The sequence below is a fragment of the Gemmatimonas sp. genome (assembly GCF_044344655.1).
In the GTDB taxonomy this organism is placed as follows: domain Bacteria; phylum Gemmatimonadota; class Gemmatimonadetes; order Gemmatimonadales; family Gemmatimonadaceae; genus Gemmatimonas.
Window position 1 is genome coordinate 1 of record NZ_JBIJCN010000048.1, and the last position, 23,867, is coordinate 23,867.

The following is a 23,867-nucleotide window of genomic DNA, read 5'->3' on the forward strand; positions in this document are numbered from 1 at the left end:
ACCGACCCAGAACGCATCTGCGTAAAGGACAAGTGGGGCATGGGATGGGGCTGAAAGGAATCGAAACGGCGAGGGGCGAACGACCGGTCAGGCACCGATGGGTCGGGCCGCCCCGCTGAGAAAGGGATTGGATGCGACTTCACGTCCGATCGTGGTCATAACACCGTGCCCGGGCAAGACCCGAGTCGCCGGCTCCAGGGTGGCCAATCGCATGAGCGACTGATGCATGGCCGAGGGATCGCAGAGTGGCAAATCGGTGCGCCCGATCGACCCCGCAAAGAGGACATCGCCGGAAATACAGAGCCCGTGGCCGATGAACGCCACGTGGCCGGGAGCGTGCCCCGGCACATGCCAGACGTCAAAGGTGAAACGCCCGAGGGTCACCGTCTGCCCCTCGGCCAATGCCTGTGTGATGGGCGGCGGGTTCTCGACCACGAGTCCCCACCGTGCCGCCTGGTCGGCGGCGCCTGCATGGAACAGGTGATCAGCGGGATGGGCGAGGATCGGCACCTTGGTGGCACGCACAACGCCCGCCACGCCGCCCACATGATCGAAGTGCCCATGGGTCAGCCAGATGCCGGTGAGGGCACAGCCGGTGTCAGCCACTGCCGCCAGCAGCCGGTCGGGTTCGTCCCCCGGGTCGACGAGTACCGCCTGTGCCGACTCCGAATCGGCGAGGAGATAACAGTTCTCCTCGAGTGGTCCGACCGTGAGTTGCTGAATGCGGAGTCCAGCCATGGCTCAGCCGTCGACGGCTTCCAGCAGCGGCGTCTCGCCGATGCCATGGTGGGCCAGCCAGCGTTCGGCTTCCAATGCCGCCATGCATCCAGTGCCGGCCGAGGTGATGGCCTGACGGTAGTAGTCGTCGATCACATCGCCAGCCGCGAAGACGCCGTCGACGTTGGTGGCCGTTCGCCACGGGGCCACCTTGAGATAGCCATGTTCGGTGGTGTCCAGCTGACCAGCGAGAAACCGGGTGTTGGGGGTGTGGCCGATCGCGACGAAGAGCCCGCCGACTTCGAGCGCGCGCTTCTCTCCCGACCGAGTGTCTTCGAGCACAAGCCCGGTGATGACATCGTCACCGAGCACCTCGGCCACCTGCGAATTCCATTCCACCCGCACCTTGGGGTGCGTGAGCACGCGATTGGCCATGACCTTCGACGCGCGGAAGCTGTCGCGTCGATGAATCACCACCACCTCGCTGGCGAACTTTGTCAGATACATGGCCTCTTCCATGGCGGTGTCACCACCACCGACCACCGCGAGGCGCTTGTTCCGGTAGAAGGGCATGGCGCCATCGCACACCGCGCAGGCGGAGACCCCGCCGCCCTGCTGTGCGAGGCGCATTTCGCTCTCGAGCCCGATCCACTTGGCGGCGGCGCCGGTAGCGACCACGACGGTATGGGCCGTGACCGGCTTGGAGTAGTTGGGCGTGAGCGTGAACGGGCGCTGCGAGAAGTCGACCTGCTTGACGAGCTCGGAGACCACGCGCGCCCCATGATGTACCGCTTGCGCCTTGATGCGATCCATGAGCTCAGGGCCGCTGATCGGGTCGGGGAACCCCGGAAAGTTCTCGATGTCGGTGGTGAGCATCAGCTGGCCACCCGGGAGTTCGGTTCCCACCGGTTCGCCCTCGAACACCAGCGGATTGAGGTTGGCCCGCGCCGCGTAGATGGCGGCGGTCCAGGCGGCGGGACCGGATCCGATGATGACGATGTTTTCGGGGCGCGAGGCAGACATGGGCGCGAGTGGTATAGAGCGTCAGGACAAGGCGAGCAGACCGAGCGCGCCGTGGCAGTGCGATACGGTACCGACGAGCATCGTGCAGGGGCCGTCAGCGCCCCACGATGCCAGCTGTTGGTCGGCGTTGACGATGGCGGCGGCGGCGATCATGCCAACGCCGTAGGTCCGATGTTCACAGTGAAAGATAGCGGCACCGCGCACCGATGGTTCCGTTTCGGTGAAGCGGGTGATGGTCACGGGCATACTCCAGTCACGCACGTCACGGGTGGCGGGGCACTTGGCCGGCTCGATGCAGTTGACCGGGCAGGTCCAGGTGGCAAAACTGACGTAGTGCCGCCCATCCGGCGCGGCACGCTCCCACGGGACGGGCGGCGTGGCGGGAAGCGGACGCACGTGCATCGCGCGACCGGGCCAGCGCGTGGCGGCGCGCTCCAGGAGCCAGTCGAGGCAGAGGTGGGGCATGAGTGGCGAGGGCACCATGACGTCTTCTGCCACGGCGCTCGCGCCGCCGTCGAGCCAGTGATGCAGGTAATCGGCCCACGCGCTCACCACCACCTGCACGGGCGCCTCGGCGTAGCGCCCCGCTGCCAATCGACCGGCCACGAGGCAGTCGGGATCGCGATCAACCACGACGATTTCGCGGGCCTCGAGCGCCCCGCGCCGGATGGCGCGGGTGAGCTGCTGCGTGTACCAGCTGCCGTAGCAGCCGCCACCGATCACGACTATGCGCCCGAAGCGCAGCGGCTCGCGCTGCGGCTCGCGCTGCGGCTGGGGCGCCTCGCCGTCAGCGCCGGAGATGACGTCCACCGTCGACACGCAGCACCGTTCCGGTTACGTACGAGGCGCTTACGAGGTAGTGGATGGCCTCCACCAGCTCGTCGGGGGTCCCGCTGCGCGCCAGCGGCACGTCCCGGAGAAAACGGGCGGTCGCCGCAGCGGAGAGGTCATCGGGGGCGAGCACCAGCCCGGGCGACACGGCATTGACGCGCACGCGCGGCGCGAGATGATCGGCCACGGCCCGCACGAGTTGCCCCAGTGCCGCCTTCGTGATCTGGTGCGGCATGAGCCGAGGAAAACCGGTTTCGTGCGCGAGATGATCAGCGATCTGAATGATGCAGCCACCGTCGGGCATCGCGCGTCCGGCCGCCTGCATCAGGAAGAAGGGAGCGCGCAGATTGATCGCTTCGGTGCGCGCCCAATCTTCCGGCGTCACGGCGTCGAAGTCGCGCCATTCCATCACCGACGCGGAACTCACGACGACATCGAGGGCGCCGAAGGCGCTGACTGCCGCCTGCACGACGCGCGCGGGCGCGGCAGGGTCGGCGAGATCCTCCTGCACCACCAGCACGCGCACGCCGTGCTCCGTTTCGAGGTCCGTCGCCAGGCGTTGGGCCTCGTCAGGGGAATGCCCGTGATGCAGGACCAGATGGTAGCCCCGTTCCGCGAAGCTGCGAACGATCGCGGCACCGACACGGCGCGCCCCGCCGGTCACGAGCGCAACCTTGCGGACCACGGCGGTCAGACTGTGGCGGCGGCGCGCGCCGCGAGGCGTTCATCCTGCCAATCAAGCCACACCTTGGGCACGAGCTGCCCGCCCAGCTTGCGCGGGCCCTCCTGGGTGCCGTGCCAATCGGAGCCACCACTGGGCAATAGCCCGGCCTTTTCCGTGTGGTCCACGAGCCGCTGCACGAGATACGGCGGATGGCTGGGGTGCAGCACCTCGACGGCATCGAGACCCAGCTTGGCGAGCCGGTCGATTCGGGCCGGGGTGGCGAGTTCACCGGGGTGGGCCCAGACCGCGAGCCCGCCGGCCTTGTGCACGAGGGCGATCGCGTCGGCCACGTCGAAGCGATCTTTGGCCATGTAGGCGGGGCGCCCCCAGCCGATCCACTTATCGAACGCCTCGCGAAACTCCCGTACCCAGCCGCCGGCCAGCATTGCGCGCGCGATGTGTGGACGTCCGACCGCACCATCGCCGGCTTCGCGGAGGACCGCGTCCATCGTGACCGGAATCCCGTGGGCGTTGAGCGTTTCGACGATGCGTTGTGCGCGCACCACCCGCTGTTCCTGTAAGTCAGCGAGCGCGTCGCGCATCGCGTCGCGGTTGGCGAGGTGCAACCCAAGGAGGTGAAGTTCTTCGTCTTCGAAGTGCGAGCTGAGTTCCACCCCGGGCACGATGCGCACCCCGAGGCGAGCGCCTGCTTCGGCCGCCTCCGCAAGCCCGTCGACGGTATCGTGGTCGGTGATGGCGATGGCGTGCAGCTGTGCAGCGGCGGCCGCTTCCACCACGGCTGCGGGTGCGAGTGCTCCATCGGAGGCAGTCGTGTGCACCTGCAGGTCCACGAACGCTGCGGGCGCCGTGGCCGCGTCGGTCACGATCGGTAGCCTGCCTCAGGGGAGCGCGCGCCCGGCTGCGACGCGCGGAAGAATTCGGTGAGCTGCGCCTCGTCGAGTTCCGCGAGGGACTGCTCGCGCGATCGCGTGCCCATGGGCGAGTAGCGGGTGACGCGCACTTCACGCGCATCACCCTGCCCCGTCACGAAGATCAATCCGAATTCGTCGGCCACGTATTGCGTGACGAATCCAGACGGGTACACCTGCCATTCGCGTCCATCGATGTCGATACGTCGCGTGGGCATCTCAACCTCCCTGTACTTCACGCCAAAGATCAGCGGGCGCATGGTCACCGTGCGCGGCAGCGATCTGTTGCTCGCCGGCGGCCTCGGTGAACTCGACAAAGCGCCCCCGTTCGGCGGCGTGCTCGAAGACCCAGAAATGCGCGGGCACTGCCGCCGCGCGCTGCTGGCGCGCCGATAGTGCCGCGAGATATTCCGCCCGCTCCGCCTCGGACACCCGGCGTTCGACGATGGTCAGCGTGCGGGCCATGCGGTGCGTCAGACCGACGCTTCGGAGACCGACTCGAGCGCTTTCTTCAGATCCGCCATGAAGCGATCCGCATCGGCGCCATCAACGACCTTGTGATCGAACGAGAGCGAAAAGTAGCAGCAGGTGCGAATGGCGATCGTGTCTTCACCATCGGGGCCGGTGACGACCTTGGGGCGCTTCTCGATGGCACCGAGGCACAGGATGGCCGTGGTGCCCACCGGGATGATGGGGGTGCCGGTGATGGAGCCGAAGGTACCCGGATTGGTGATCGTGAAGGTGGCGTCCTGCACGTCGGTCGGGCTCAGCTTCTTGCTGCGCGCGCGCGCCGCGAGATCGTTCACGCCACGAGTGAGGCCGGTCAGCGAGAGCTCATCGGCGCGCTTGAGCACGGGAACGATGAGCCCCGTGGGCTCGAGGGCCACGGCAATGCCGAGATTGATCTGCTTCCGGTAGATGATGTCGGTGCCGGCAACGGCGGCGTTGAGCACCGGGTGCCGCTTGAGCTGCGCACCAACCGCCTGCAGGATGAACGGCATGTACGTGAGCTTCTGGCCAGACTGCGCCTCGAAGTCGCGGCGCATCGCCGTGCGGATGCGCGCCACGCGCGTGAGGTCGATCTCCCAGAACGTGGTCACGTGCGCCGCCACGCGACGCGCCTGCGCCATGTGGTCGGCCGTAAGCCGCCGCATCTTGGACATCGGCTCGACGACATCGCCCGCCCACGGGGTGGGGAGCGGGCCGTGCGACTCCGTCCCGGCGGGGGCGTGCATGGAGGCACCAGCCGCCGGCCGGTTGGCCAGGAACGCCTCGAGGTCCTTACGGGTCACGCGCCCGGCAATACCACTGCCGGAGAGCGCGGCGATCTCTACGCCGTGCTCCGCGGCGATCTTGCGTACGAGCGGCGACGACTTGGTGCGAAGGCGATCCTCGAGCGAGCCCGCCGGCGCGGCCGGCGCGGCCGGCGCAGCGGGTGCAGCGGGTGCAGCGGGTGCGACGGGGGTGGCCGGCGCCGCCGAGGCGGCCACGGGGGACGGCGCCACTTCTACCTTGGCAGGCGTCGGAGCCGGCGCGGCGGCAGGGGCCGCCGCAGCAGCGGCCGCGTCAGTCTCGAGCCGCGCCACCACCGTATTCACCGCGACCGTCTGGCCGTCGCCCACGAGGATCTCCATCAGCACGCCGGCCGACGGCGAGGGGATCTCGGCATCGACCTTGTCGGTGGAAATCTCAAAGATGGGCTCATCGCGCTTGACGCTGTCGCCCACCTTCTTGAGCCACCGCGACACCGTCCCTTCCGCAATGGACTCGCCCATCTGCGGCATGATCACGTCTACACGAGCCACTCGGTCATCCTCTTGTCATGGAAGCTGTGTCTTCGGCCTGATCGCGGCGGCGAAGGCGCCAAAGGGCGAGCACCGGCAGCGTAAGTGCGCCGATGGCTGCGCCGTATCCGGCGAACACCCACCATTCGCAGGCAGGCAGTCCCGGTTGCGGGGTACAGCGATTGAAGAAGCCCAGGAGCTTGCCGATGCCGACTCCGGACATCGCTCCGCTCACCGCGCCGATGAAAAACGTAAAGCATCCGACGCCGATGTTGCGCCCCAGCCGGTCCTCGGAGTGCGGAACGGGAGCCGCGCTCAATATCCGGCCTCGATCAGGTGCCGGGGATCGGCCGTTCGGTGTAGCAGGTTGAAATACTTCTTGACGCCCTTATCCAGGCGACTTTCTCCAACCTGATCGGTGTGCACCTCAACGAACGTGTAGTGCCCGCCCTCCATCTTCACCGTGAGCCGCATGGTGCCGAGCGCACCGGTAAAGATACGGGAACGCGCATCGGCGCCCCCGCGAGAGAGTCCGAGGGGGCCGAAGTGCTTATCGGCCTGCTCGAGCACCTGATCGGGCGTGAGCGAGCACCGATGGAAATGCCGCATGGGAATCGTGCTCCGTCGGTACCCGTCAGGGCACCGGCTTCTTTGTAGAATCAGGCGCCGGGGCCGGTGCCTTGGCCGTATCCTCGACGCGCGTGGACGTCGGCGTCTGGATGTTGCCGGGTTCGTCGGCGGACAGGATATCCTGCGTCCAATCCTGCGTTTTCTGCAGGATCTGCGTGGAGTCGCGCCGGAACTGGATCGCCATCGCCCACATGCCGGCGGTGACGAACATCAGGTTACTGCGATAGGTCCCGAGTTCTCCGGTCTCCTCGAGACCATTGGCGACCGTCTTCATGTCCTTGTTGGTGCCGAAGATCCGTCCCTGCCCGCCCTGAATGGGGAGACCGGTCTTGGTGTCGTGCACCATGACGCGCCAGTAGACGGGCTCCAGCGCGCGCGTGGGCCGGGTTTCCGGGGACACCCGGATGGTGAAGTCTTCCGTGCGAAGCCGGAGTTCTCCCATCGGCGGCCGCCCCGCGTCGCAGCCGGCCAACACGGCGCCGACTGCGAGGGTAACGACCGCGCGACCGATCCGACGCGCGCGCGTGAGCATCACTGGTAGTATTCCAGCCCGAGGTGGGTGATCTGCTCCTCACCCATGAGGTGACGGAGCGTGTTCTTCAGCTTCGTCTGCTGGATGAACAGGTCGTGCTCGGGCTGCAGTCCCGCAGCCACCGTGGGCGCCTTGTAATAGAAGCTCAACCATTCCTGGATGCCCTTCATCCCGGCGCGCTGGGCGAAGTCACTGAACAGGGCAAGATCGAGCACGAGTGGCGCCGCCAGGATAGAGTCGCGGCAGAGGAAGTTGACCTTGATCTGCATCGGGTAGCCAAGCCACCCCTTGATGTCGATGTTGTCCCAGCCTTCCTTGTTGTCGCCGCGCGGCGGGTAGTAGTTGATGCGCACGACATGCGAGAAGTCCTTGTACAGCTCGGGATACTTCTCGGGCTGCAGAATGGTATGAAGCACGGAGAGCTTCGACTCTTCCTTCGTCTTGAACGACGCGGGATCGTCGAGCACTTCACCATCGCGGTTGCCGAGGATGTTGGTGGAGTACCAGCCCTCGAGGCCGAGCATGCGGGCCTTCATGCCGGGCGCGATGACGGTCTTCATCCAGGTCTGGCCGGTCTTGAAGTCCTTGCCCGAGATGGCCACGCCCTGGCGGTTCGCCAGATCGACCATGGCCGGGAAATCGGCGGAGAGGTTCGGCGCACCGTTGCAATACGCGACGCCCTCCATGATGGCTGCATAGGCGTAGAGCATCGACGGCGCGATCGCGTCGTCGTTCTCTTCCATGGCCTTCTCGAACGCTTCGATCGTCTGGTGCTGCGGGCCGGGCTTGATGTAGGTCTCGGTGGAGCCGCACCACACCATCGCGCCGCGCGTGGCGCCATTGGCCGCCATGAAGTTGCGGATGTCCGCGCGCAGCTGCTCGGCGAGCTCCTTCTTGTTCTTGCCGGTCTTCACATTCGTCGCGCCAGTGATGCGCGTGACGTAGCGATTTTCGAAAACCGCCGGCATCGGCTTGATGCCCTTGAGGAAGTCGGCGATCGGCTCGATGTCGTCCTTCACCAGTACGCCGGCCTTGGTGGCCGCCGTGTACGCGTCATCCGGGATAGGATCCCAGGCGCCGAACACGATGTCGTCGAGCGACGCGAGCGGCACGAAGTCCTTGATGAGCGGGCTGCGATTGTCGGTGCGCTTGCCGAGGCGAATGGTCGCCATCTGGGTAAGCGAACCGATTGGCGTGGACAAGCCGCGGCGTACGCGCTCGACACCGGCGATGAAGGTCGTCGCCACGGCGCCGAGGCCCGGCGTGAAGATGGCGAGCTTGCCCGTGGCCGGGGCGATGTTCGCGGGGGTCCCGCGGGTCGAGTCGGACACTGCGTTTATTCTCCAGGAGAGGTAGATGTCGGAGCAGCCGTGGTGATGCGGTGCACGTAGGCCATGCGCTGAAAGAAGGTGATCCAGGCGGTCACCATCAACAGCAGGACAATACCGGCGAGCACCCATCCGTGCAGGGCCAGGCCAAAGAAGGCCTGTGGTGCGGACAGGAGCGTGATGCGCTCGGGCCGTTGCAGCACCCCCACGCGCGCCGAGAACCCGAGCCCCTCGGCACGGGCATTGGTATACGAGGTGAGAAACGTGGCGATGAGCGCCAGCGTGGACACAATGACCATGCCCTTGCTGGCGTGTTCCGGGTGCGTGGCATAGAACACCACCAGCCCGCCGAGCAGAAACCCGTCAGCGACCCGATCGAGGGTGGAGTCGTAGAAGGCTCCGAACGTGGTGGTGGTTCCCGTGCGGCGCGCCACGGTGCCATCGAGCACGTCGAAAAGCGCGGTGAGCCCGAGGAACCAGCCGCCGATGCTGATATGCCCCGTCGCGAAGATGATACCCGCACTACACGTGCAGAGGGTACCGATCGTCGTGATGGTGTTGGGACGCACACGCTTCGCGACCAGCCAGTCCGCCACGGGGGCGATGACTCGCAGGTAACCGCTCACGATAGCGTTCCACGAAGCTTTCATCAGGGGGACTGTGTCTGGACCCGGCGAAGTTCAGTGCTGGCACGGCCGGACGTTCCGCCCGGCCCATGGCCGGGTTCGGAACCAGCTAGGGAAAGCTAGAACTCCCCCTCAGTCAACGGTAGAGATGAAAGCGACGGGCGTCCTTCTCGAAGGCCATGACGGTGGGGAGCAGGCGATCGAGGACGGCATCCGGATCCCCCCCGCCGAGCAGGGCCTCGCGCATGCGGGCCGACCCCATGCGCAGGTCGAAGCCAGCCGTGGTGAGGCGAAGCGAGTCGGGATGCGCCCGGTTGATGGCCCATAGGATGGCGGCCCCCAACCGGGCCGGCTGCACGCGCTCGCGATCGGTCACCTCGAGGCGGATCCCCGGGATGCTCCGCCCGGCATACTTGTTGTCACCGGGTTTGTCCGGGGTAAAGCGCTCGGCGCGGAACTTCACACCGGTCAGGCTGAGATCCTCGAGGAGCCGGACCACGCGGTCGGTGTTGAGCCATGGGGCCCCGACGCGTTGGAAGGGCTGCTCCGTGCCCCGCCCCACCGACAGGTTGCTCGCCTCGAAGGGGACGAGCGCTGGATAGAGCAAGGCCGAGGTGATGTTGGGCATGTTGGGCGACGGCTTCACCCAGGGTAGGTCAGTCTCGTCGAACCACATCGCGCGGCGCCAGTTGCGCATGGGGATGACGGTGAGGCGCGCCCCCAGCTTGAGATTGGCCTGGAAGAGGCGCGCCAGCTCCCCCATGGTGAGCCCGTGCCGAAGCGGCGACGCGTAGATCGCGAACCCGTTGGTCTTGCCTGTATCGGTGGGATAGGCGGCGTTGGCGAGGGCGGAATCGAGGAGCGCGCCCTCGGTAAACGCACCGCTGATGGGATTGGGGCGATCAAGGACGAGCACCGGAATCCCGCGACGCTCGGCGGCCTGCATGCTGTAGAGCACCACGCCCACGTACGTCCATGTGCGGGTGCCAATGTCCTGCAGGTCGACAACGATCACGTCGACATCCTGGAGGAGGCTGTCGGCCGGCGCCATCGTCCGCCGCTTGTACAGCGAGTGCACGGTGAGTCCGGTGCGCGTGTCCTTCTCGTCATCGAGTCCCTCGCGGTCGAGGGTGCCGAGTGCCCCGTGCTCGGGGGCAAAGAGCTTGACGAGCTTCACACCGGCGCGCTGCGCGCGCACGTCGCTGAAGAGGAGGTCGACGGTGCGACGCCCCTTTTCGTCCACGCCGGTCTGATTGGTCACGAGGGCCACGCGCTTGCCGGCGACGAGCTTGATGCTATCGTCCAGCAGGACGGTAATGCCGGGGCGCACCTTGCGATCCACGCTGCGACCGCGCATACCAATGCCAGCGGGCCCGTCCACGCCATCGTCGGGCACGGGACCGCCGTCGGGCCGCCCGCCCCCCGCGCAAGCGAGGGTCGCGATACACGTTCCCAGCGCCGTCCAGATCCGTAGCGTCTTGAAGGCCTTCACGCGTTTCTCTCCGAAGGTTATCGGGCGCAGCAAACCTGCGCCGTCCTGACACTCGCTAACACATGCCCCGCCGAATACCCTCTACCCCACGTGCCGCGCATGCGGTCCTGACGCTCAAGCTACACGTTCCGTCCGGCGTTCGGGTGGTCCGCCGCGCCGTGCTGCTGGCGGGGGTGGTGACGGCGAGCGGTTGTTTTTCCCGCGGGCCCACGCCTGCCCCCCTCCGACCGCCCGCATCGGTGAGTCGTGCGATGGCCGTGGCGGTAGGGGACAGCGTGCGGCGGATCCTGGAGCGTGGCGTGGCCGAGGGGGCATTTCCCGGCGCCTATGCGGTGGTGGGCACACGTGCCGGAATCATCGCCGAGTACGGTGCAGGCCAACTGGATCAGAACGATCCGACGCGCCCCACGAATCGCACAGTGTGGGATCTCGCGTCGTTGACGAAAGTGATCGGCACCACGAGCGCGATGCTGCAACTCGTGGGAAGTGGCCGGGTGGCACTCGACACGCCGGTGGTACGGTACCTCCCCGAGTGGCGGGCCCCGGGTGCCGAGCGGGTGACGGTACGCCACCTGCTCACGCACGCGGCGGGGCTGCCGGCTTGGCGTGCGCTGTACAAGGAGGCCGGCGATCGCAGCGAGGCGGTCCGTCAGGTGTTCGCCACGTCGCCCGACACCTTGCCCGGGATGCGCATGGTGTACAGCGACCTGGGGTTCATCCTGCTGGGTCAGTTGGTGGAACGGGTGTCGACCGAGTCGCTGGATGCCTACGACGTGCGGCACGTCTTCGCGCCGTTGGGGATGCAGGAGACGCGCTATCTCCCGCCGGCGTCATGGCGCGCGCGCACCGCGCCCACTGAAGTTGATCCGTGGCGCAACCGTCACCTGCGGGGTGAGGTGCACGACGAGAATGCCGCCATGCTGGGGGGGGTGTCTGGGCACGCCGGCCTGTTCTCGACGGCGCACGATCTGGCGCGTTTTGCCCGCATGTACCTGAACGGCGGTGTGCTCGATGGCGTACGGGTGTTCGACAGCAGCACGGTGGCGACGTTCACGCGCGCTCAGCAGCCGGCGCTATCACACCGTGCCCTCGGCTGGGAAACGCCCAATACCCGCAACAGCGCCGGGAGCCAGCTATCGCCGTCGGCTTTCGGTCACACTGGGTTCACCGGGACCTCGATCTGGATGGATCCCGAGCGCGACCTGTTCGTGCTGCTGCTGACGAACCGTGTGAACCCCACACGCCAAAGTACCGGAATCGGCGGCATCCGCACGGCGCTGGCCGACGCCGTGGCGAAGGCTCTGGCACCAGCTGCCGGCGCCGGCCGGTGATTGTGGCCCTCCGCTCCGGCGTGAGGGATCATTGGCGGGCGCCGCGGGTTTCTTGCAAGGGGAGTATTCCTCTCGCTATTTTTTCTGCAGCACGCACTGACACCCCCAACGGGACCGATCGCGAGGGCGACCGGACTGCGGCGGTGCAGTCATTCTGGTCCGGCACGGTGCCGGCCCGTTCGGAGGACGAGTATGAGCACGATGCAGCAGCCGGACATCATGGTGATCCTCACGCCTGTGGCCGCGGGCGAAGTGCGCAAGTTCATGGACGCCGAGGGCGTGACCCCCGAGCAGGGTGGCCTTCGCGTGTCGGTCATGCCGGGCGGGTGCAGCGGCTTCAAGTACGGTCTCGTGATCGAGGACAAGTCGGCGGACGACGACGTGATCATCGAACTCGAAGGCATCAAGGTGTTCGTGGATCCCTTCTCGGCGCAGTATCTCAGCGGCACGACGATCGACTACGTGTCGTCGATGCAGGGCTCGGGCTTCACGTTCAAGAACCCGAACAGCACGGGCGGCTGCGGCTGCGGCAGCTCGTTCTCGGCCTGATTCACCCGATCGCCCGACGGGCGATCACCCTTCACACTCCCCGTATTCATGTCACCAGCCACCGGATCCCCGGCGGCTCCTGACGTCTCGCAGGCCCGCGCGCTCGAGTTGAGCGCCGGGCTTGCGCGCGTTGAGGGCTCGCCGTTCCTGCACGCGGGCGTCGCCGGCACGGCACGCGAACGCATTTCCACCGTCATCATCGACGAACACGGCGCCATGGCGCGCGTGGTCGCCGGACGCATCGCCGCGCTCATGCGCGCTCGCGCGGCCGAGGGGCGCCCGATCGTGCTGGGGCTGGCCACCGGCTCCACCCCGATTGGCGTGTACCGCGAACTCATTCGCCTGCACCGCGAAGAGGGGCTGAGCTTCCGTCACGTGATCTCGTTCAATCTGGACGAGTATTATCCGATGAAGGCGGACAGCATCCATTCGTACCACCGGTTCATGTGGGAGAATCTCTTCTCGCATGTGGACATCGCGCCGGCCAACGTGCACATCCCCGACGGCACGCTCGATCGTGCCGAGGTGGAGCAGGCGTGCGCCGCGTATGAGGCGGCGATCGATGCCGCCGGCGGCATCGACTTCCAGTTGCTCGGCATCGGCAAGACGGGTCACATCGGCTTCAACGAGCCCGGCTCGGGTGAGCAGAGTCGCACGCGCCTGGTGCACCTCGACTCGATCACGCGGCGTGATGCGGCGGCGGACTTCTTCGGTGAGGAGAACGTGCCGCGCGAAGCGCTCACGATGGGCATCGCGACGATCATGGGCGCTCGTGAGATCGCCATTCTTGCCACTGGCGAGCACAAGGCCGGCGTGGTCCTTCGCGCGGTGGAAGGCGAGATCGACCGGGCAGTGGCGGCGACGTTCCTCCAGCGTCACGCGAATACCACGTTCTACGTGGACGATGCGGCGGCGGCCGCGCTCACGCGGGTGGCCACGCCGTGGCTGATCGATGAAGTGGCTTGGGACGAGCACCTGGCCGTCCGGGCGGTCACCTGGCTCGCAGGCAAGCAGCAGAAGGCGATCCTCAAGCTTACGCAGGCCGACTACGCGGAGAACCATCTCACGAGTCTCGTCGCGCGTCATGGATCGCCGGGGGCGGTGAACGGGCTCGTGTTCAACATGCTGGGCGCGAAGATCCGCGGAAAGAGCAAGCTGCCGCGCGGCCTCAAGGTGATCTGCTTCTCGCCGCATCCCGACGACGACGTGATCTCGATGGGTGGCATCCTCCGCAAGTTCGTGGAGAACGCCAACGCCATGACCGTGGCCTACATGACGAGCGGTAACATCGCCGTGTTCGATCACGACGTGCGCCGCTACATGGATTTCCTCACGCGGCTCGAGAACGAGCGCCTTGGGGAGCACTCCACGGTGCGCAAGCTCGCCGACACGGTGCACGCGTTCCTGCAGCGCAAGCAGGCGGGCGAGGTGGACATCCCCGAGGTGCAGGACATCAAGCGGATCATTCGCGAGTCGGAAGCGGTGAGCGGCATCGAGGTGATGGGGCTGACGAAGGACCATGCGCGCTTCCTGAACCTGCCCTTCTACCAGACCGGCAAGGTGCGCAAGGATCCGATCGGACCAGCCGACGTGAAGATCGTGGCGGAGCTGCTGCGCGAACTGCAGCCCGATCTGATCTTCGTGGCCGGTGACCTGTCGGATCCGCACGGTACGCACCGCATGTGCAAGGAAGCGATCGACCGCGCCGTGGCCGAGGTATATGCCGGCGCCGCGGCAGCGTCGCGCCCGGAGATCTGGCTGTATCGTGGTGCGTGGCAGGAGTGGCCGATCACCGATGCCACCGTGCTCGTGCCTCTCTCGCAGGAAGAGCTCACGATCAAGATCCAAGCGATCTTCAAGCACCAGTCGCAGAAGGATTCGGCGCCCTTCCCCGGGCAGGACGAGCGCGAGTTCTGGCAGCGGGTGGAGCAGCGCAATAAGGGCACGGCGCGGGAGCTCGACCAACTCGGCTTGGCGGAGTACTTCGCCATGGAGGCGTATGTCGTGGCGTAACGTTGGCGAGGCGCCCCGAGGATGAGCAGTACCTTCAATCTCCTCGACCTGCTGGTGCTGCTGCTGTACCTGGGCGGCACCACGGCGCTGGGCATGTGGATTGGCCGCGACCAGAAGTCGGCCAACGACTACTTCGTGGCCGAGCGGGCCATCCCGTGGTGGGCCGTGCTGTTCTCGATCGTGGCGAGTGAAACGTCGGCGCTCACGTTCATCAGCATTCCGGGGTTGTCGTACACGGGCAACCTCGGATTTCTCGAAGTGGTGGCCGGATACATTCTCGGGCGCATCGTGGTGGCGTACACGCTGCTGCCGCGCTATTTCAACGGCAATCTCGTCACGGCCTACGCCCTGCTGGAGACGCGCTTCGGACTGGGCACGCGGCGCTTTACATCAGTCGTATTCATGGTGACACGCGCCATGGCCGATGCCGTCCGCGTGTTCGCCACGGCCATTCCGGTGGCGTTGATCATCGGCCCCGTGATGCCGCGTGAGTACACGATGCCGGCGGCGATCGTGGTTCTGGGGGTGTTGACGGTGATCTACACCTACCGTGGCGGCATGAAGGCGGTGGTGTGGACCGAACTGCTGCAGGCCAGCATCTACGTGATGGGAGGCATCGCGGCCATCGTGCTGCTCGGGCGCGCGGTGGACGGCGGCTGGAGCACGATTCTCGAACGTGCGGGCGCAGCGGGCAAGTTGCAGGCGATCGACTGGTATGCCGGCATTGATCGACCGCACACGATGTTCGCGGGCTTGATTGGCGGTGCGTTCCTCGCGATGGCGTCGCACGGGGCCGATCAGATCATCGTGCAGCGCTTACTGTCGAGCCGTTCGCTCAAACAGGCGCAGGTGGCGATCATCGGGAGTGGCGTAGCGGTCTTCGCGCAGATGACGCTCTTCCTGTTCGTGGGGCTCGGGCTCTGGGTGGTGTACAACGGTCAGGCGTTCCCGCAGGCCGACCAGATCTTCCCCACGTTCATCATCGAGCGTATGCCGCACGGCCTGATCGGGCTGATCGTGGCAGCCATCATTGCGGCGACGATGAGCACGCATTCGGGGGCCATCAACGCGCTCGCGGCGAGTTCTACATACGACATCTACCTGCCCTTCACCGGGCGCAGTCCCGATGACCCGCGGACACTCAAGGTGAGCAAGCTGTTCGCGCTCCTCTGGGGGGTCGGGCTCACGGCAGGCGCCCTGCTCTTCAAGGAGCAGGGTACGCCCGTAGTGGTGATTGCCCTGTCCATCGCCTCTTTCACGCAGGGTGGGCTGCTGGGGGGCTTCTTCCTCGGGATGTTCTGGGACCGGGCCAACCAGCGCGACGCGATCCTCGGCATGAGCGTGGGGATTGGCTGCATGGCATTCATCGTATTCGCCAAGCAGATCGTCGCGGCCTACCCAGGGATGGCGAGCACCTTGGGCGGCGTGGCGACGATTGCGTGGCCGTGGTACGTCCTCATCGGCCTCACGATTACCTTCCTCACCGGGATGTTGTCGTCATTCACACACGCGGCGCCCACCGGCACGGCCGGGGCGTCGCCTGCACCAAGGAGCCGTTCATGAGCGCCGGACCACTCGACCCGACGCCGCTGGTCGTAGGTGTGGATGGCGGCGGGAGCCGCACCCGCGTGTTGCTCAGCGATGCCGCCGGTACCGTGCTCGCGCGCGTGGAGGGGTCAGCAAGCGCCCTGCGCCCCGGCGAGGAGCATGCCGCGGCCGAGGTGATCAAGGCGCTGATCGGTGAAGCGCTGGCCGCGGCCGAGCGCACGGAATCGCGCCCGGCGGTCTGCGTCGTCGGTGTGGCGGGTGCCGGCCAGGAACGCGCCGCGCAAGCGCTCTGGTCGGCCCTGGCGAAGCACCGGGTGGCCGATGACGTGTCGGTGCAAGCCGACGCCGTGATCGCCATGGACGACGCCTTCGGTGACTCGGCCGGCGTGCTGCTGATCGCTGGCACGGGGTCGGTGGCGTATTCGAAGGCCCCAGACGGCCGCCTCGAGCGGTGCGGTGGCTGGGGGCCCAATGTGGGCGACGAAGGGAGCGCCCACTGGCTCGGTCGCCGCGCGCTGAGTGTGGTGACGGCCGCTACGGATGGCCGTGAGCCGGAGACGGCACTCACCGGCGCGATCCTCACGGCGCTCGAACTCGAGACGCTGGAAGACGTGATCCCCTGGGCCGCGACGGCGGCGCCTGGCGCCTATGCCCTGCTGGCGCCGGTGGTGGCGCAGGTTGCGGCGACGGGCGACCTCCGTGCCAATGCGTTGATTTCGTTTTGTGTGGAAGAACTCGCGCTGCACGTGCGCACGCTGGCACGCCGCTGCTTCTCCGACGAACGCGCCTCCATTCCGGTAGCGTTCGCGGGCGGGCTCCTCTCGCGCGGATCCCTCGTGCGCAAGCGGCTCGAGCAGCGGCTCAAGAGCGCCGTGCCGGGCGCGGTGATCAGGAGCGATGACGTCGATGCGGCACGCGGCGCGGTCCGCAGAGCGCGACGCCTGCTCGGCGTGGAGGTCTAGCAGCGGGACGTGAGACAAGGAACGGGCGAGGCGCTTGGCGCCCGCCCGTTTTCTTTTGCCTCAGGGTGCGGGGCGTTTCCCGCAGACGCGCTGCCGCGCGGCCGTCGCTCAGGTCCTTCCCGCCCCCGCGTGGTCTCCGTCCATCCGCTCATCACTCTCTCCAGTGAATGCCGCACGCCACCGCCAGAGCATCGCGAGGCTGGCGAGACAGACGACGGCGCCGACGGTGCCCCAGTGGGCAGGGACGCGAACGGCCATGAACGCGAAGGCCGCCGTCAGCGCGACGAGTCGTGCCTGCTCAGAGGCAAAGGCCCAGCGGCGCGCTTCCAGCACGCCGCCCACGTTGGTGAGCGAGAGCGCGAGATAGAAGGCACCGGCGAGCAACTGCCCCACCGGAAGCGACTCGGCCTCGGCCAGATACCACAAGGCGGGAGGAATGACGAGCGCGAAGTGCGCGAGCGCGTACCACGTGAGTGTGCGCGGCACCTGCGGGTCGAACGGGGTGAACGTGTCGCGCGACACCTCCGGCAGTACGACCGGCCCGCCCTCGCGGGCGGGGCGCCAGCCTGGTGATCCAAACAGGTAGCCCCCTCGATCACGCCACGACCGGGCGAACCACACGTTCCGCGCGATCGCGACGTACTGATGGATCTGCACCCACAGCGGATTCCAGCTGCGGAGGGGGGTGGTGAGCCCGTAGACCGGCTCCTGCCGCTCGGGCGTGTAGGTGCCGAACCAGCGATCCCACACGATGAACACGCCGGCGTAGTTGCGGTCCTGATACTCCGGATTGACGCCGTGATGTACGCGATGATGCGACGGTGTGTTAAGCACCGCCTCGCACCACGCCGGCAACCGGTCGATGGCGCGCGTGTGGATCCAGAATTGGTAGACGAGGTTGAGCGCGTAGCACACCGCGAACTGCTCCCAGGCCATCCCGAGCAGCGCGAGGGGCGCATAGAAGATCCACGACAGCAGGCCGCCCACGGCACTCTGCCGGAGCGCCACGGCAAGGTTGTACTCCTCGCTGCTGTGGTGCACCACGTGGCCGGCCCAGAAGAGGTTCACCTCGTGCGAGGCGCGATGGAACCAGTAATAGGCAAAGTCCACCGCCACGAAGGCCGCGCACCAGCCGGCGGCAGCGCGCAGGTCGAGCGCGCCGCTGGCGGTGCGCCATGGACCGTCGGGCCATGCCGGCACGGGGAGCAGTCGCTGCACGCGGGCGTGCTCGAAGAGCCAGGCGAACACGCCAAGGAGGAGCACCTTGGTGAACACCCCGGCCACCTGACTGATGGTGCCGGCAGACAGGTCGCTGATGCTGTCATTCAGTCGGTAGAACGGACGACGGCCGAGCTGCGCAACAAGCAGCTCGGCCGCGATCAACAGAAAGAACAGCGGGATGCTGGCCTGAATGATCCCCATGTCAGGCGGGCACCGCCTCCGGCGCCGGGTCCTTGAGCTCCCCCTCCCAGCGCGCCATCACGGCCGTGGCGAGGCAGTTGCCGAGGAGATTGACGGACGTGCGCGCCATGTCCATGATGGCATCCACGCCGAGGATCACGGCAATGCCCTCGAGCGGCAGGCCGAATTGCGCGAGCGCGCCCGACAGGATCACGAGCGACGCGCGGGGCACCGCAGCCACGCCCTTGGAGGTGAGCATGAGCGTGAGCATCATGAGCAGCTGCTGGCCGATCGGCATGTCGATGCCGGCCGCCTGCGCCACGAACACCGAGGCGATCGCGAGATAGAGCGTGCTGCCGTCGAGGTTGAACGAGTAGCCCGTGGGGAGCACGAACGACACGATCCGACGGGGCACGCCGAACTTCTCCATGGCCTGCATGGCCTGCGGGAACGCCGCTTCCGACGACGCCGTGGAGAAGGCGATGAGCCACGGCTCCTTCACCAGCGACCAGAAGCGCTTCATGTCGATCCGCATGAAGATCGCGACCGGCACCAGGACGAGGACCACGAACACAATGAGCGATACGTAGAGCGTGCCCACCAGCTTCGCGAGATTGAGCATCACGTCGAGGCCGCTCTTGCCGACGGTCACGCCGATGGCGGCCCCGATCCCGATGGGGGCATAGGCCATGACGATGCCCACGAACTTGAACATGATGTCGCTCAGCGACTGCAGCCAATCGAGCATGTACTTCTTCGACGGCCCTTCGACCTTGGCGAGCGCCACGGCGAAGATGATGGCAAAGAAGACGATCTGCAGCACTTCATTCTGGGCGGCCGCCTCGAAGAAGCTTTGCGGTACGGTGTGTTCGAGGACCGACGCGAACGTCGGCGTCTTGGCGGCGAGCGCTTGGAACTCCTCGCTGTTGCCATCGGCCGTGATCTGCAGCCCCACACCAGGCTTCACCCAGTTCACCGCGACGAGGCCGATCGCGAGGGCGAGCGTGGTGACGATTTCGAAGTAGATGATGGACCGGAGCGCCAGCTTGCCCACCTTCTTCATGTCGTCCCCATGGCCGGCAATGCCGACCACCAGGGTGCTGAACAGCAGCGGCACGATCAGCGACTTGATCATCCGCAGGAAGATGTTGGCGAGCGGCTTGAGATTCGGCGCGAAGTCCGGGGCGAGCCAGCCGATCAGGATGCCCACGATCATCGAAATGACGATCCAGCCGGTGAAGTTGATCCCGAGAAATCCCTTCTTCGCGGGGGGCGTGCTGGTGCTGTCGGCGGAGAGATGAGCCATGATTGGAGCGGGAGGAGAAACCAGCGATCAGCGGTCGGTGGCGCCGGTGCGTAGCACCGAGTTCCGATAGCCGTAGGCAAAGTACAGCGCGAGCCCGATTGCCATCCATACGCCGAAGGCAATCCACGCGCTGGCGGGCAGTCCCTTCATCACGAACACGCACGCCCCCGCACCGACGAGGGTGACGAACCAGACGAACGGCACGCGGAAGGGTCGCGGGCGGTTCGGCTCGCGCACGCGCAGCACGAGCACACCAAGGCACACCACCGCGAAGGCGGCGAGCGTCCCGATGTTGGTGAGGTCGTATGTGGCGGCATCATCGGCCAGCAGGGCGCCGAGCGACACGAGCACGCCGGTGATCAGCGTGGTGACCTTGGGGGTGCGGGTCTTGGGATCGAGCTTGGCGGCAAAGCGCGGCAGCAGGCCGTCGCGGGCCATCGCGTAGAAGATCCGGGGCTGCCCATACTGGAAGACGAGCAGCACGGCCGACATGGATACGACGGCACCTGCGGCCACGATCCAACTGGCGGTGTCGAGCCCCGCCATCGAGAGCGCCTTGGCCAGCGGGTCGGAGCTCTTGAGCTGCTCGTACGGCACCAGCCCGGTCGCCACCAGCCCCACGATCACGTAGATCAGCGTGCACACCGCGAGCCCGCCGAGAATACCCAGCGGCAGATTGCGCTGCGGGTTCTTCGTTTCCTCGGCGGCCGTCGAGATGGCGTCGAATCCGATGTAGGCGAAGAAGACAATCGCGGCGCCCTGGTGAATGCCGGTGAAGCCGTTCGGCGCGAAGGGCTTGTAGTTGGCCGGGTCGATGTGCAGCGCGCCCACGATGACGAACAAGCCGAGGACCAGCAGCTTGACGATCACCATGATGTTGTTGGCGCGCGTGCTCTCCTTGACGCCCTGCATGAGCAGCATGGTGATGGCTGCCACGATCCCGAAGGCCGGCAGGTTGACGAGCACGGGAATCCCGGCGATGCGCGGCGCCGTGGTCATCAGCGCCTGCACGGCGGGATCACCGCTCGCTTTGACGTTCCAGTACCCGTGCGTGAGCCAGCCTGGCAGCTCGATTCCGAAACCGGAGAGGAGCGAGTTGAAGTACCCGGCCCAGCCGATGGCGACAGCGACATTCCCCACGGCGTATTCGAGAATCAGCGCCCACCCCACGATCCACGCGACAACTTCCCCGAGCGTCGCATACGAGTAGGCGTATGCGCTGCCGGCCTGTGGAATCATGGCGGCCAGCTCGGCATAGCAGAGGGCCGCGAGACCACACACGGCGCCCAGCAGCACGAAGGAGAGCACGAGCGCGGGACCGGCGCCGTAGCGCACAACGGTTCCGTCGGCGAGCGTTTCGCCGGCGGCGGCCGTGCCGAGCGACGAGAAGATGCCGGCGCCGATGACCGCACCGATGGCCAGCATGATGAGATCACCCGCACCGAGGGTGCGGCGCATGCCGTGTTCACCGTCGTCAGCAGCAACGATCGGCTTTCGATCGAACAGCCCCATGACGTGTTCTGGGATGTGGGGGGAGGCCGCAGCCTCTGGAGGGGAGTGACGTCAGCGGCGCCGGACGGCCAGCGTCGGCGCTGTCGCCGCAAGCTACACCCCTGCAGCAATCACAGCGAGTAGGTGATCTCTGTCCGTGCGCGCACGGGTACGCCCTGCGCATTGACCGCGGGACGGAAGCGGATGGCGATGAGCGCCTCACGCAGCTTGCGATTGTACGAGCCGTCCTTCGTGGGATTGAACTGCAGATCGAGCACCTTGCCGGTGGAATCGACGTCGAAGACGACGACGATCGTTCCCTTGGCCTTATTGGGTACCGGGAGCGGTGGGAGGAACAGCTCTGTGGGGGCCGGGGGATAGACGCTACCCGGTCCACCGCCGGTCCCAGCGCCCACGGAGGTGCCCTTGCCCGTGCCGACGCCCGAGCCCACGCCTCCGCCGCTGCCGGGGCCACTGCCGGCGCTGCCGTCGGTCCCCGCGCCACCACCGGTCCCGGAGGTCGCGCTTTTCACATCGGCCGCGTCGGCCGCCGATGCCGGCGTGGGGGGCGCCACCGGCGGCTTGGGTTGCGGCACCGGGGGCGGTACCACCGGCGGTTTGATCTCGGGCGGCTTGATCTGCGGCACGGCTGGCGTGGGCGCCGGCGGCGGCGGGGCCACCCGCACGTACTGGAGGCGCTCCTGCTTGATCTGCCCACCGTTCCCCTGATTGCCACCGCCACCGCCACCAGCCGGTCCCATGCCCCCCGCCCCGAGCACTTCGCTCAGAAGTTCGGGCGACGTGAACGGCACGATGAGCAGCGCGATGATGGCGACGTGCAGGAAAATGGCGAGCAGCAGGCTTGCCGTGCGGCGCTGTCTGGCCACCGGAATGCCAATGGGCGGGCGGTATCTGGGCCGCTGCGGCGCGCCAGGCGGCGGCAGATCGGCAGAATCGGTCGGTGGGTAGGCGGCCATACGGGAGAAAAGATGACGGCGTGCGGACGGCGAAATGTACTACGGCGGGCGACCCCGAAAGGGTTCGCCCGCCGTGTAGAACACCGCAGGTCAGGGTGAGGTGCCCCGCAGGGCACCGTCACTCACTTCGGCGCGACGCCGATGACCTTGACGCCAGCTCCGCGCGCCTGGTCCATGGCCCAGATGACGTTCGCGTAGATCGTCATGGTGTCGCCCTTGACGAAGATGATCTTCTCGGGGCGTGGGTCGTAGATGGTCTTCAGGCGATTGAAGAGCTCCGTCTTCTCGACCGGCTCCTTATTGATCGCGTACTTGTCATCCGGGAGGATTTCGAGCACGATCTGATCCGGGTTCACATTCGGCTGGGCCGGCTGCGGATTCGGATCGGGGAGCTGGGTGTCGATCGCCTTACGGCTCATCGGGATGATCATCATGAAGATGATGAGCAGCACGAGGAGCACGTCGATCATGGGGGTGACGTTGATCTCGTTATTGAGACTGCTGCCACCGCCGCCGGCAGACATACCCATTACTGGCTTCCTCCCGGCTTGATGCGATCGGATTCAACGAGGGACTCCGTGCCCGGCTGCTGCTCAGTGATGAGCGCCGCCACGCGGACACCGCCCTTCGAGAGGATGCCGAGCGCGTCGACCACCTTGAGGTACTGAAGTTCCTTATCGGCCTTCACGTACATGATGTAGTCTTCGCGATTCTCGACACCGTAAATCTCGCGGACAGCCGTCTCGAGATCCTCGTTGCGAATCGGCTTCTTGTTCAGGTAATAGCGACCCTGATCGTCGATACCGAGTACCTGGTCACCATCTTCTTCGGGGTGCGGCTTGAGGTTCTGGCCCTCGGGCGGCACCGCCTTGAAGCCCGCGTTGATCTGCGGGATCGTGATCATGAAGATGATGAGCAGCACCAGCATTACGTCGATCATGGGGGTGACGTTCGGCTCGGCCTTTACGCCGCCGCCGCCGCTGACACTCATGCCCATGGCGTTACTCCGTGAAAACGGACTGCGTTACGCCGCCCAGTGGCGCCCCGGAATGGGGCGCCAAGGCGCATCGTCGTAATGGAAGTGCTTACTGCGAGATCGACTGCTGGCCAGCCGTGTTGAACTCACGCGTGAAGCGCGAGCGGCCGAACTCACCCGAGACGCCCTTGATGAGGTAGTCGATCATTTCCTTCGACGTGTACGTCATCTCGGCCGTGAGGTTGTCGATCTTCGTCTGGAAGAAGTTGAACGCCCACACCGCAGGAATGGCGACGCCGATACCGATGGCCGTCGTGATCAGGGCTTCGGCGACACCGGCGGCGATGGCGGAGATACCGCCGGCGCCCGAGCTGGCCATGCCCGTGAACGAGTTCACGATACCCATCGTGGTGCCGAGCAGTCCGACGAACGGCGCGGTCGCACCGACCGTCGCCAGGATGCCGAGGCCGCGCTTCAGGTCCACGACAGTCATCAGCATTTCACGCTCGACCGCACGCTCGGCCGAGTTGATGTCGGCCACGGTCACCGAGCCGTCCTGGATGAGCGGACGGATTTCGCTGAGGGCGCCACCGAGCACGCGCGCCACGTGCGACTTCTTGTAGCCTTCGGCCAGATTGATCGCCTCGTTGAGGTTGTCCTCTTCGAGGAACTGCGAGAACTCCGGGGCGAACTTGCGCGTCTCGGCCTGCGCCTTGCGCATGCTCCACCACTTCTGGATGAGCACCGTGAACGAGAA

Annotated in this window: 26 protein-coding genes; 5 read left to right on the plus strand and 21 right to left on the minus strand. The window is 66.5% G+C overall.

Going from position 1 to position 23,867, the window contains the following annotated elements:
* Positions 1-87: 87 nt before the first annotated feature.
* From ACIQ51_RS11730 to ACIQ51_RS11795, 14 genes are all read right to left on the minus strand, one after another.
* Complete coding sequence (locus ACIQ51_RS11730; RefSeq protein ID WP_396205234.1) at positions 88-738, minus strand: MBL fold metallo-hydrolase; 651 nt, start codon at positions 736-738, stop codon at positions 88-90.
* Positions 739-741: 3 nt separating this feature from the next.
* Entirely contained in the window at positions 742-1,740 is a 999-nt protein-coding gene (gene trxB / locus ACIQ51_RS11735) for a thioredoxin-disulfide reductase (RefSeq protein ID WP_396205235.1), read from the minus strand.
* A 21-nt stretch (positions 1,741-1,761) separates the two neighbouring features.
* Positions 1,762-2,559 (minus strand): hypothetical protein, encoded by a 798-nt coding sequence (locus ACIQ51_RS11740; protein ID WP_396205236.1) that lies wholly within the window; start codon positions 2,557-2,559, stop codon positions 1,762-1,764.
* Positions 2,528-3,256: an SDR family oxidoreductase gene (locus ACIQ51_RS11745; protein ID WP_396205237.1), complete on the minus strand. Its 729-nt coding sequence runs from the start codon at positions 3,254-3,256 to the stop codon at positions 2,528-2,530. Before ACIQ51_RS11745 ends, ACIQ51_RS11740 begins: the two co-directional genes overlap by 32 nt.
* A gap of 5 nt (positions 3,257-3,261) precedes the next feature.
* Positions 3,262-4,119, minus strand: coding sequence for a PHP domain-containing protein (locus ACIQ51_RS11750; RefSeq protein ID WP_396205238.1), 858 nt, complete (start codon positions 4,117-4,119; stop codon positions 3,262-3,264).
* On the minus strand, positions 4,116-4,382 hold the full coding sequence (locus ACIQ51_RS11755) for a hypothetical protein (protein ID WP_396205239.1): 267 nt from the start codon (positions 4,380-4,382) through the stop codon (positions 4,116-4,118). The genes ACIQ51_RS11750 and ACIQ51_RS11755 overlap by 4 nt, the downstream gene beginning before the upstream one ends.
* A gap of 1 nt (position 4,383) precedes the next feature.
* A complete protein-coding gene (locus tag ACIQ51_RS11760; RefSeq protein ID WP_396205240.1) occupies positions 4,384-4,629 on the minus strand; it encodes a hypothetical protein in 246 nt (81 codons plus the stop codon).
* An 8-nt stretch (positions 4,630-4,637) separates the two neighbouring features.
* Complete coding sequence (locus ACIQ51_RS11765) at positions 4,638-5,969, minus strand: dihydrolipoamide acetyltransferase family protein (protein ID WP_396205241.1); 1,332 nt, start codon at positions 5,967-5,969, stop codon at positions 4,638-4,640.
* 4 nt (positions 5,970-5,973) lie between these two features.
* Positions 5,974-6,267 (minus strand): hypothetical protein, encoded by a 294-nt coding sequence (locus tag ACIQ51_RS11770; RefSeq protein WP_396205242.1) that lies wholly within the window; start codon positions 6,265-6,267, stop codon positions 5,974-5,976.
* On the minus strand, positions 6,264-6,557 hold the full coding sequence (locus ACIQ51_RS11775; RefSeq protein ID WP_396205243.1) for a hypothetical protein: 294 nt from the start codon (positions 6,555-6,557) through the stop codon (positions 6,264-6,266). Before ACIQ51_RS11775 ends, ACIQ51_RS11770 begins: the two co-directional genes overlap by 4 nt.
* A 25-nt stretch (positions 6,558-6,582) precedes the next feature.
* A complete protein-coding gene (locus tag ACIQ51_RS11780; RefSeq protein WP_396205244.1) occupies positions 6,583-7,113 on the minus strand; it encodes a hypothetical protein in 531 nt (176 codons plus the stop codon).
* Positions 7,110-8,441, minus strand: a complete 1,332-nt coding sequence (locus tag ACIQ51_RS11785) for an inositol-3-phosphate synthase (protein WP_396205245.1) — start codon at positions 8,439-8,441, stop codon at positions 7,110-7,112. Before ACIQ51_RS11785 ends, ACIQ51_RS11780 begins: the two co-directional genes overlap by 4 nt.
* Before the next feature lie 5 nt (positions 8,442-8,446).
* Entirely contained in the window at positions 8,447-9,088 is a 642-nt protein-coding gene (locus ACIQ51_RS11790) for a CDP-alcohol phosphatidyltransferase family protein (protein WP_396205246.1), read from the minus strand.
* A gap of 112 nt (positions 9,089-9,200) precedes the next feature.
* Entirely contained in the window at positions 9,201-10,556 is a 1,356-nt protein-coding gene (locus tag ACIQ51_RS11795) for an exo-beta-N-acetylmuramidase NamZ domain-containing protein (RefSeq protein ID WP_396205247.1), read from the minus strand.
* 251 nt (positions 10,557-10,807) lie between these two features.
* On the opposite strand from ACIQ51_RS11795, the gene ACIQ51_RS11800 reads away from it, so the two are divergent.
* The 5 genes from ACIQ51_RS11800 to ACIQ51_RS11820 all read left to right on the plus strand — a co-directional run bounded on the left by ACIQ51_RS11800 (position 10,808) and on the right by ACIQ51_RS11820 (position 16,959).
* Positions 10,808-11,887, plus strand: coding sequence for a serine hydrolase domain-containing protein (locus ACIQ51_RS11800; protein ID WP_396205248.1), 1,080 nt, complete (start codon positions 10,808-10,810; stop codon positions 11,885-11,887).
* 192 nt (positions 11,888-12,079) lie between these two features.
* On the plus strand, positions 12,080-12,436 hold the full coding sequence (locus ACIQ51_RS11805; RefSeq protein ID WP_396205249.1) for a HesB/IscA family protein: 357 nt from the start codon (positions 12,080-12,082) through the stop codon (positions 12,434-12,436).
* 48 nt (positions 12,437-12,484) lie between these two features.
* Positions 12,485-14,449, plus strand: coding sequence for a glucosamine-6-phosphate deaminase (gene nagB / locus ACIQ51_RS11810; protein WP_396205250.1), 1,965 nt, complete (start codon positions 12,485-12,487; stop codon positions 14,447-14,449).
* A 21-nt stretch (positions 14,450-14,470) separates the two neighbouring features.
* Positions 14,471-16,012: a sodium:solute symporter gene (locus ACIQ51_RS11815; protein WP_396205251.1), complete on the plus strand. Its 1,542-nt coding sequence runs from the start codon at positions 14,471-14,473 to the stop codon at positions 16,010-16,012.
* Positions 16,009-16,959: a BadF/BadG/BcrA/BcrD ATPase family protein gene (locus ACIQ51_RS11820; RefSeq protein ID WP_396205252.1), complete on the plus strand. Its 951-nt coding sequence runs from the start codon at positions 16,009-16,011 to the stop codon at positions 16,957-16,959. Before ACIQ51_RS11815 ends, ACIQ51_RS11820 begins: the two co-directional genes overlap by 4 nt.
* Before the next feature lie 108 nt (positions 16,960-17,067).
* Here ACIQ51_RS11820 and ACIQ51_RS11825 read toward each other — a convergent pair whose 3' ends face one another.
* The 7 genes from ACIQ51_RS11825 to ACIQ51_RS11855 all read right to left on the minus strand — a co-directional run.
* Entirely contained in the window at positions 17,068-18,381 is a 1,314-nt protein-coding gene (locus tag ACIQ51_RS11825) for a sterol desaturase family protein (RefSeq protein ID WP_396205253.1), read from the minus strand.
* 1 nt (position 18,382) lies between these two features.
* The gene (locus ACIQ51_RS11830; RefSeq protein ID WP_396205254.1) at positions 18,383-19,666 is read right to left on the minus strand and encodes a dicarboxylate/amino acid:cation symporter; all 1,284 of its coding nucleotides are present in this window, start codon (positions 19,664-19,666) and stop codon (positions 18,383-18,385) included.
* Between the two features lie 27 nt (positions 19,667-19,693).
* Positions 19,694-21,178 carry an amino acid permease gene (locus ACIQ51_RS11835; RefSeq protein WP_396205255.1) on the minus strand — a complete coding sequence of 495 codons (1,485 nt, stop codon included), beginning with the start codon at positions 21,176-21,178 and terminating at the stop codon, positions 19,694-19,696.
* A 110-nt stretch (positions 21,179-21,288) separates the two neighbouring features.
* Positions 21,289-22,134: a hypothetical protein gene (locus ACIQ51_RS11840; RefSeq protein WP_396205256.1), complete on the minus strand. Its 846-nt coding sequence runs from the start codon at positions 22,132-22,134 to the stop codon at positions 21,289-21,291.
* A 122-nt stretch (positions 22,135-22,256) separates the two neighbouring features.
* Positions 22,257-22,664, minus strand: a complete 408-nt coding sequence (locus ACIQ51_RS11845) for an ExbD/TolR family protein (protein WP_396205257.1) — start codon at positions 22,662-22,664, stop codon at positions 22,257-22,259.
* Positions 22,664-23,131, minus strand: a complete 468-nt coding sequence (locus tag ACIQ51_RS11850) for an ExbD/TolR family protein (RefSeq protein ID WP_396205258.1) — start codon at positions 23,129-23,131, stop codon at positions 22,664-22,666. The genes ACIQ51_RS11845 and ACIQ51_RS11850 overlap by 1 nt, the downstream gene beginning before the upstream one ends.
* 88 nt (positions 23,132-23,219) lie before the next feature.
* Positions 23,220-23,867: MotA/TolQ/ExbB proton channel family protein (locus tag ACIQ51_RS11855; protein WP_396205259.1), on the minus strand; the 648-nt coding region annotated here is incomplete at its 5' end.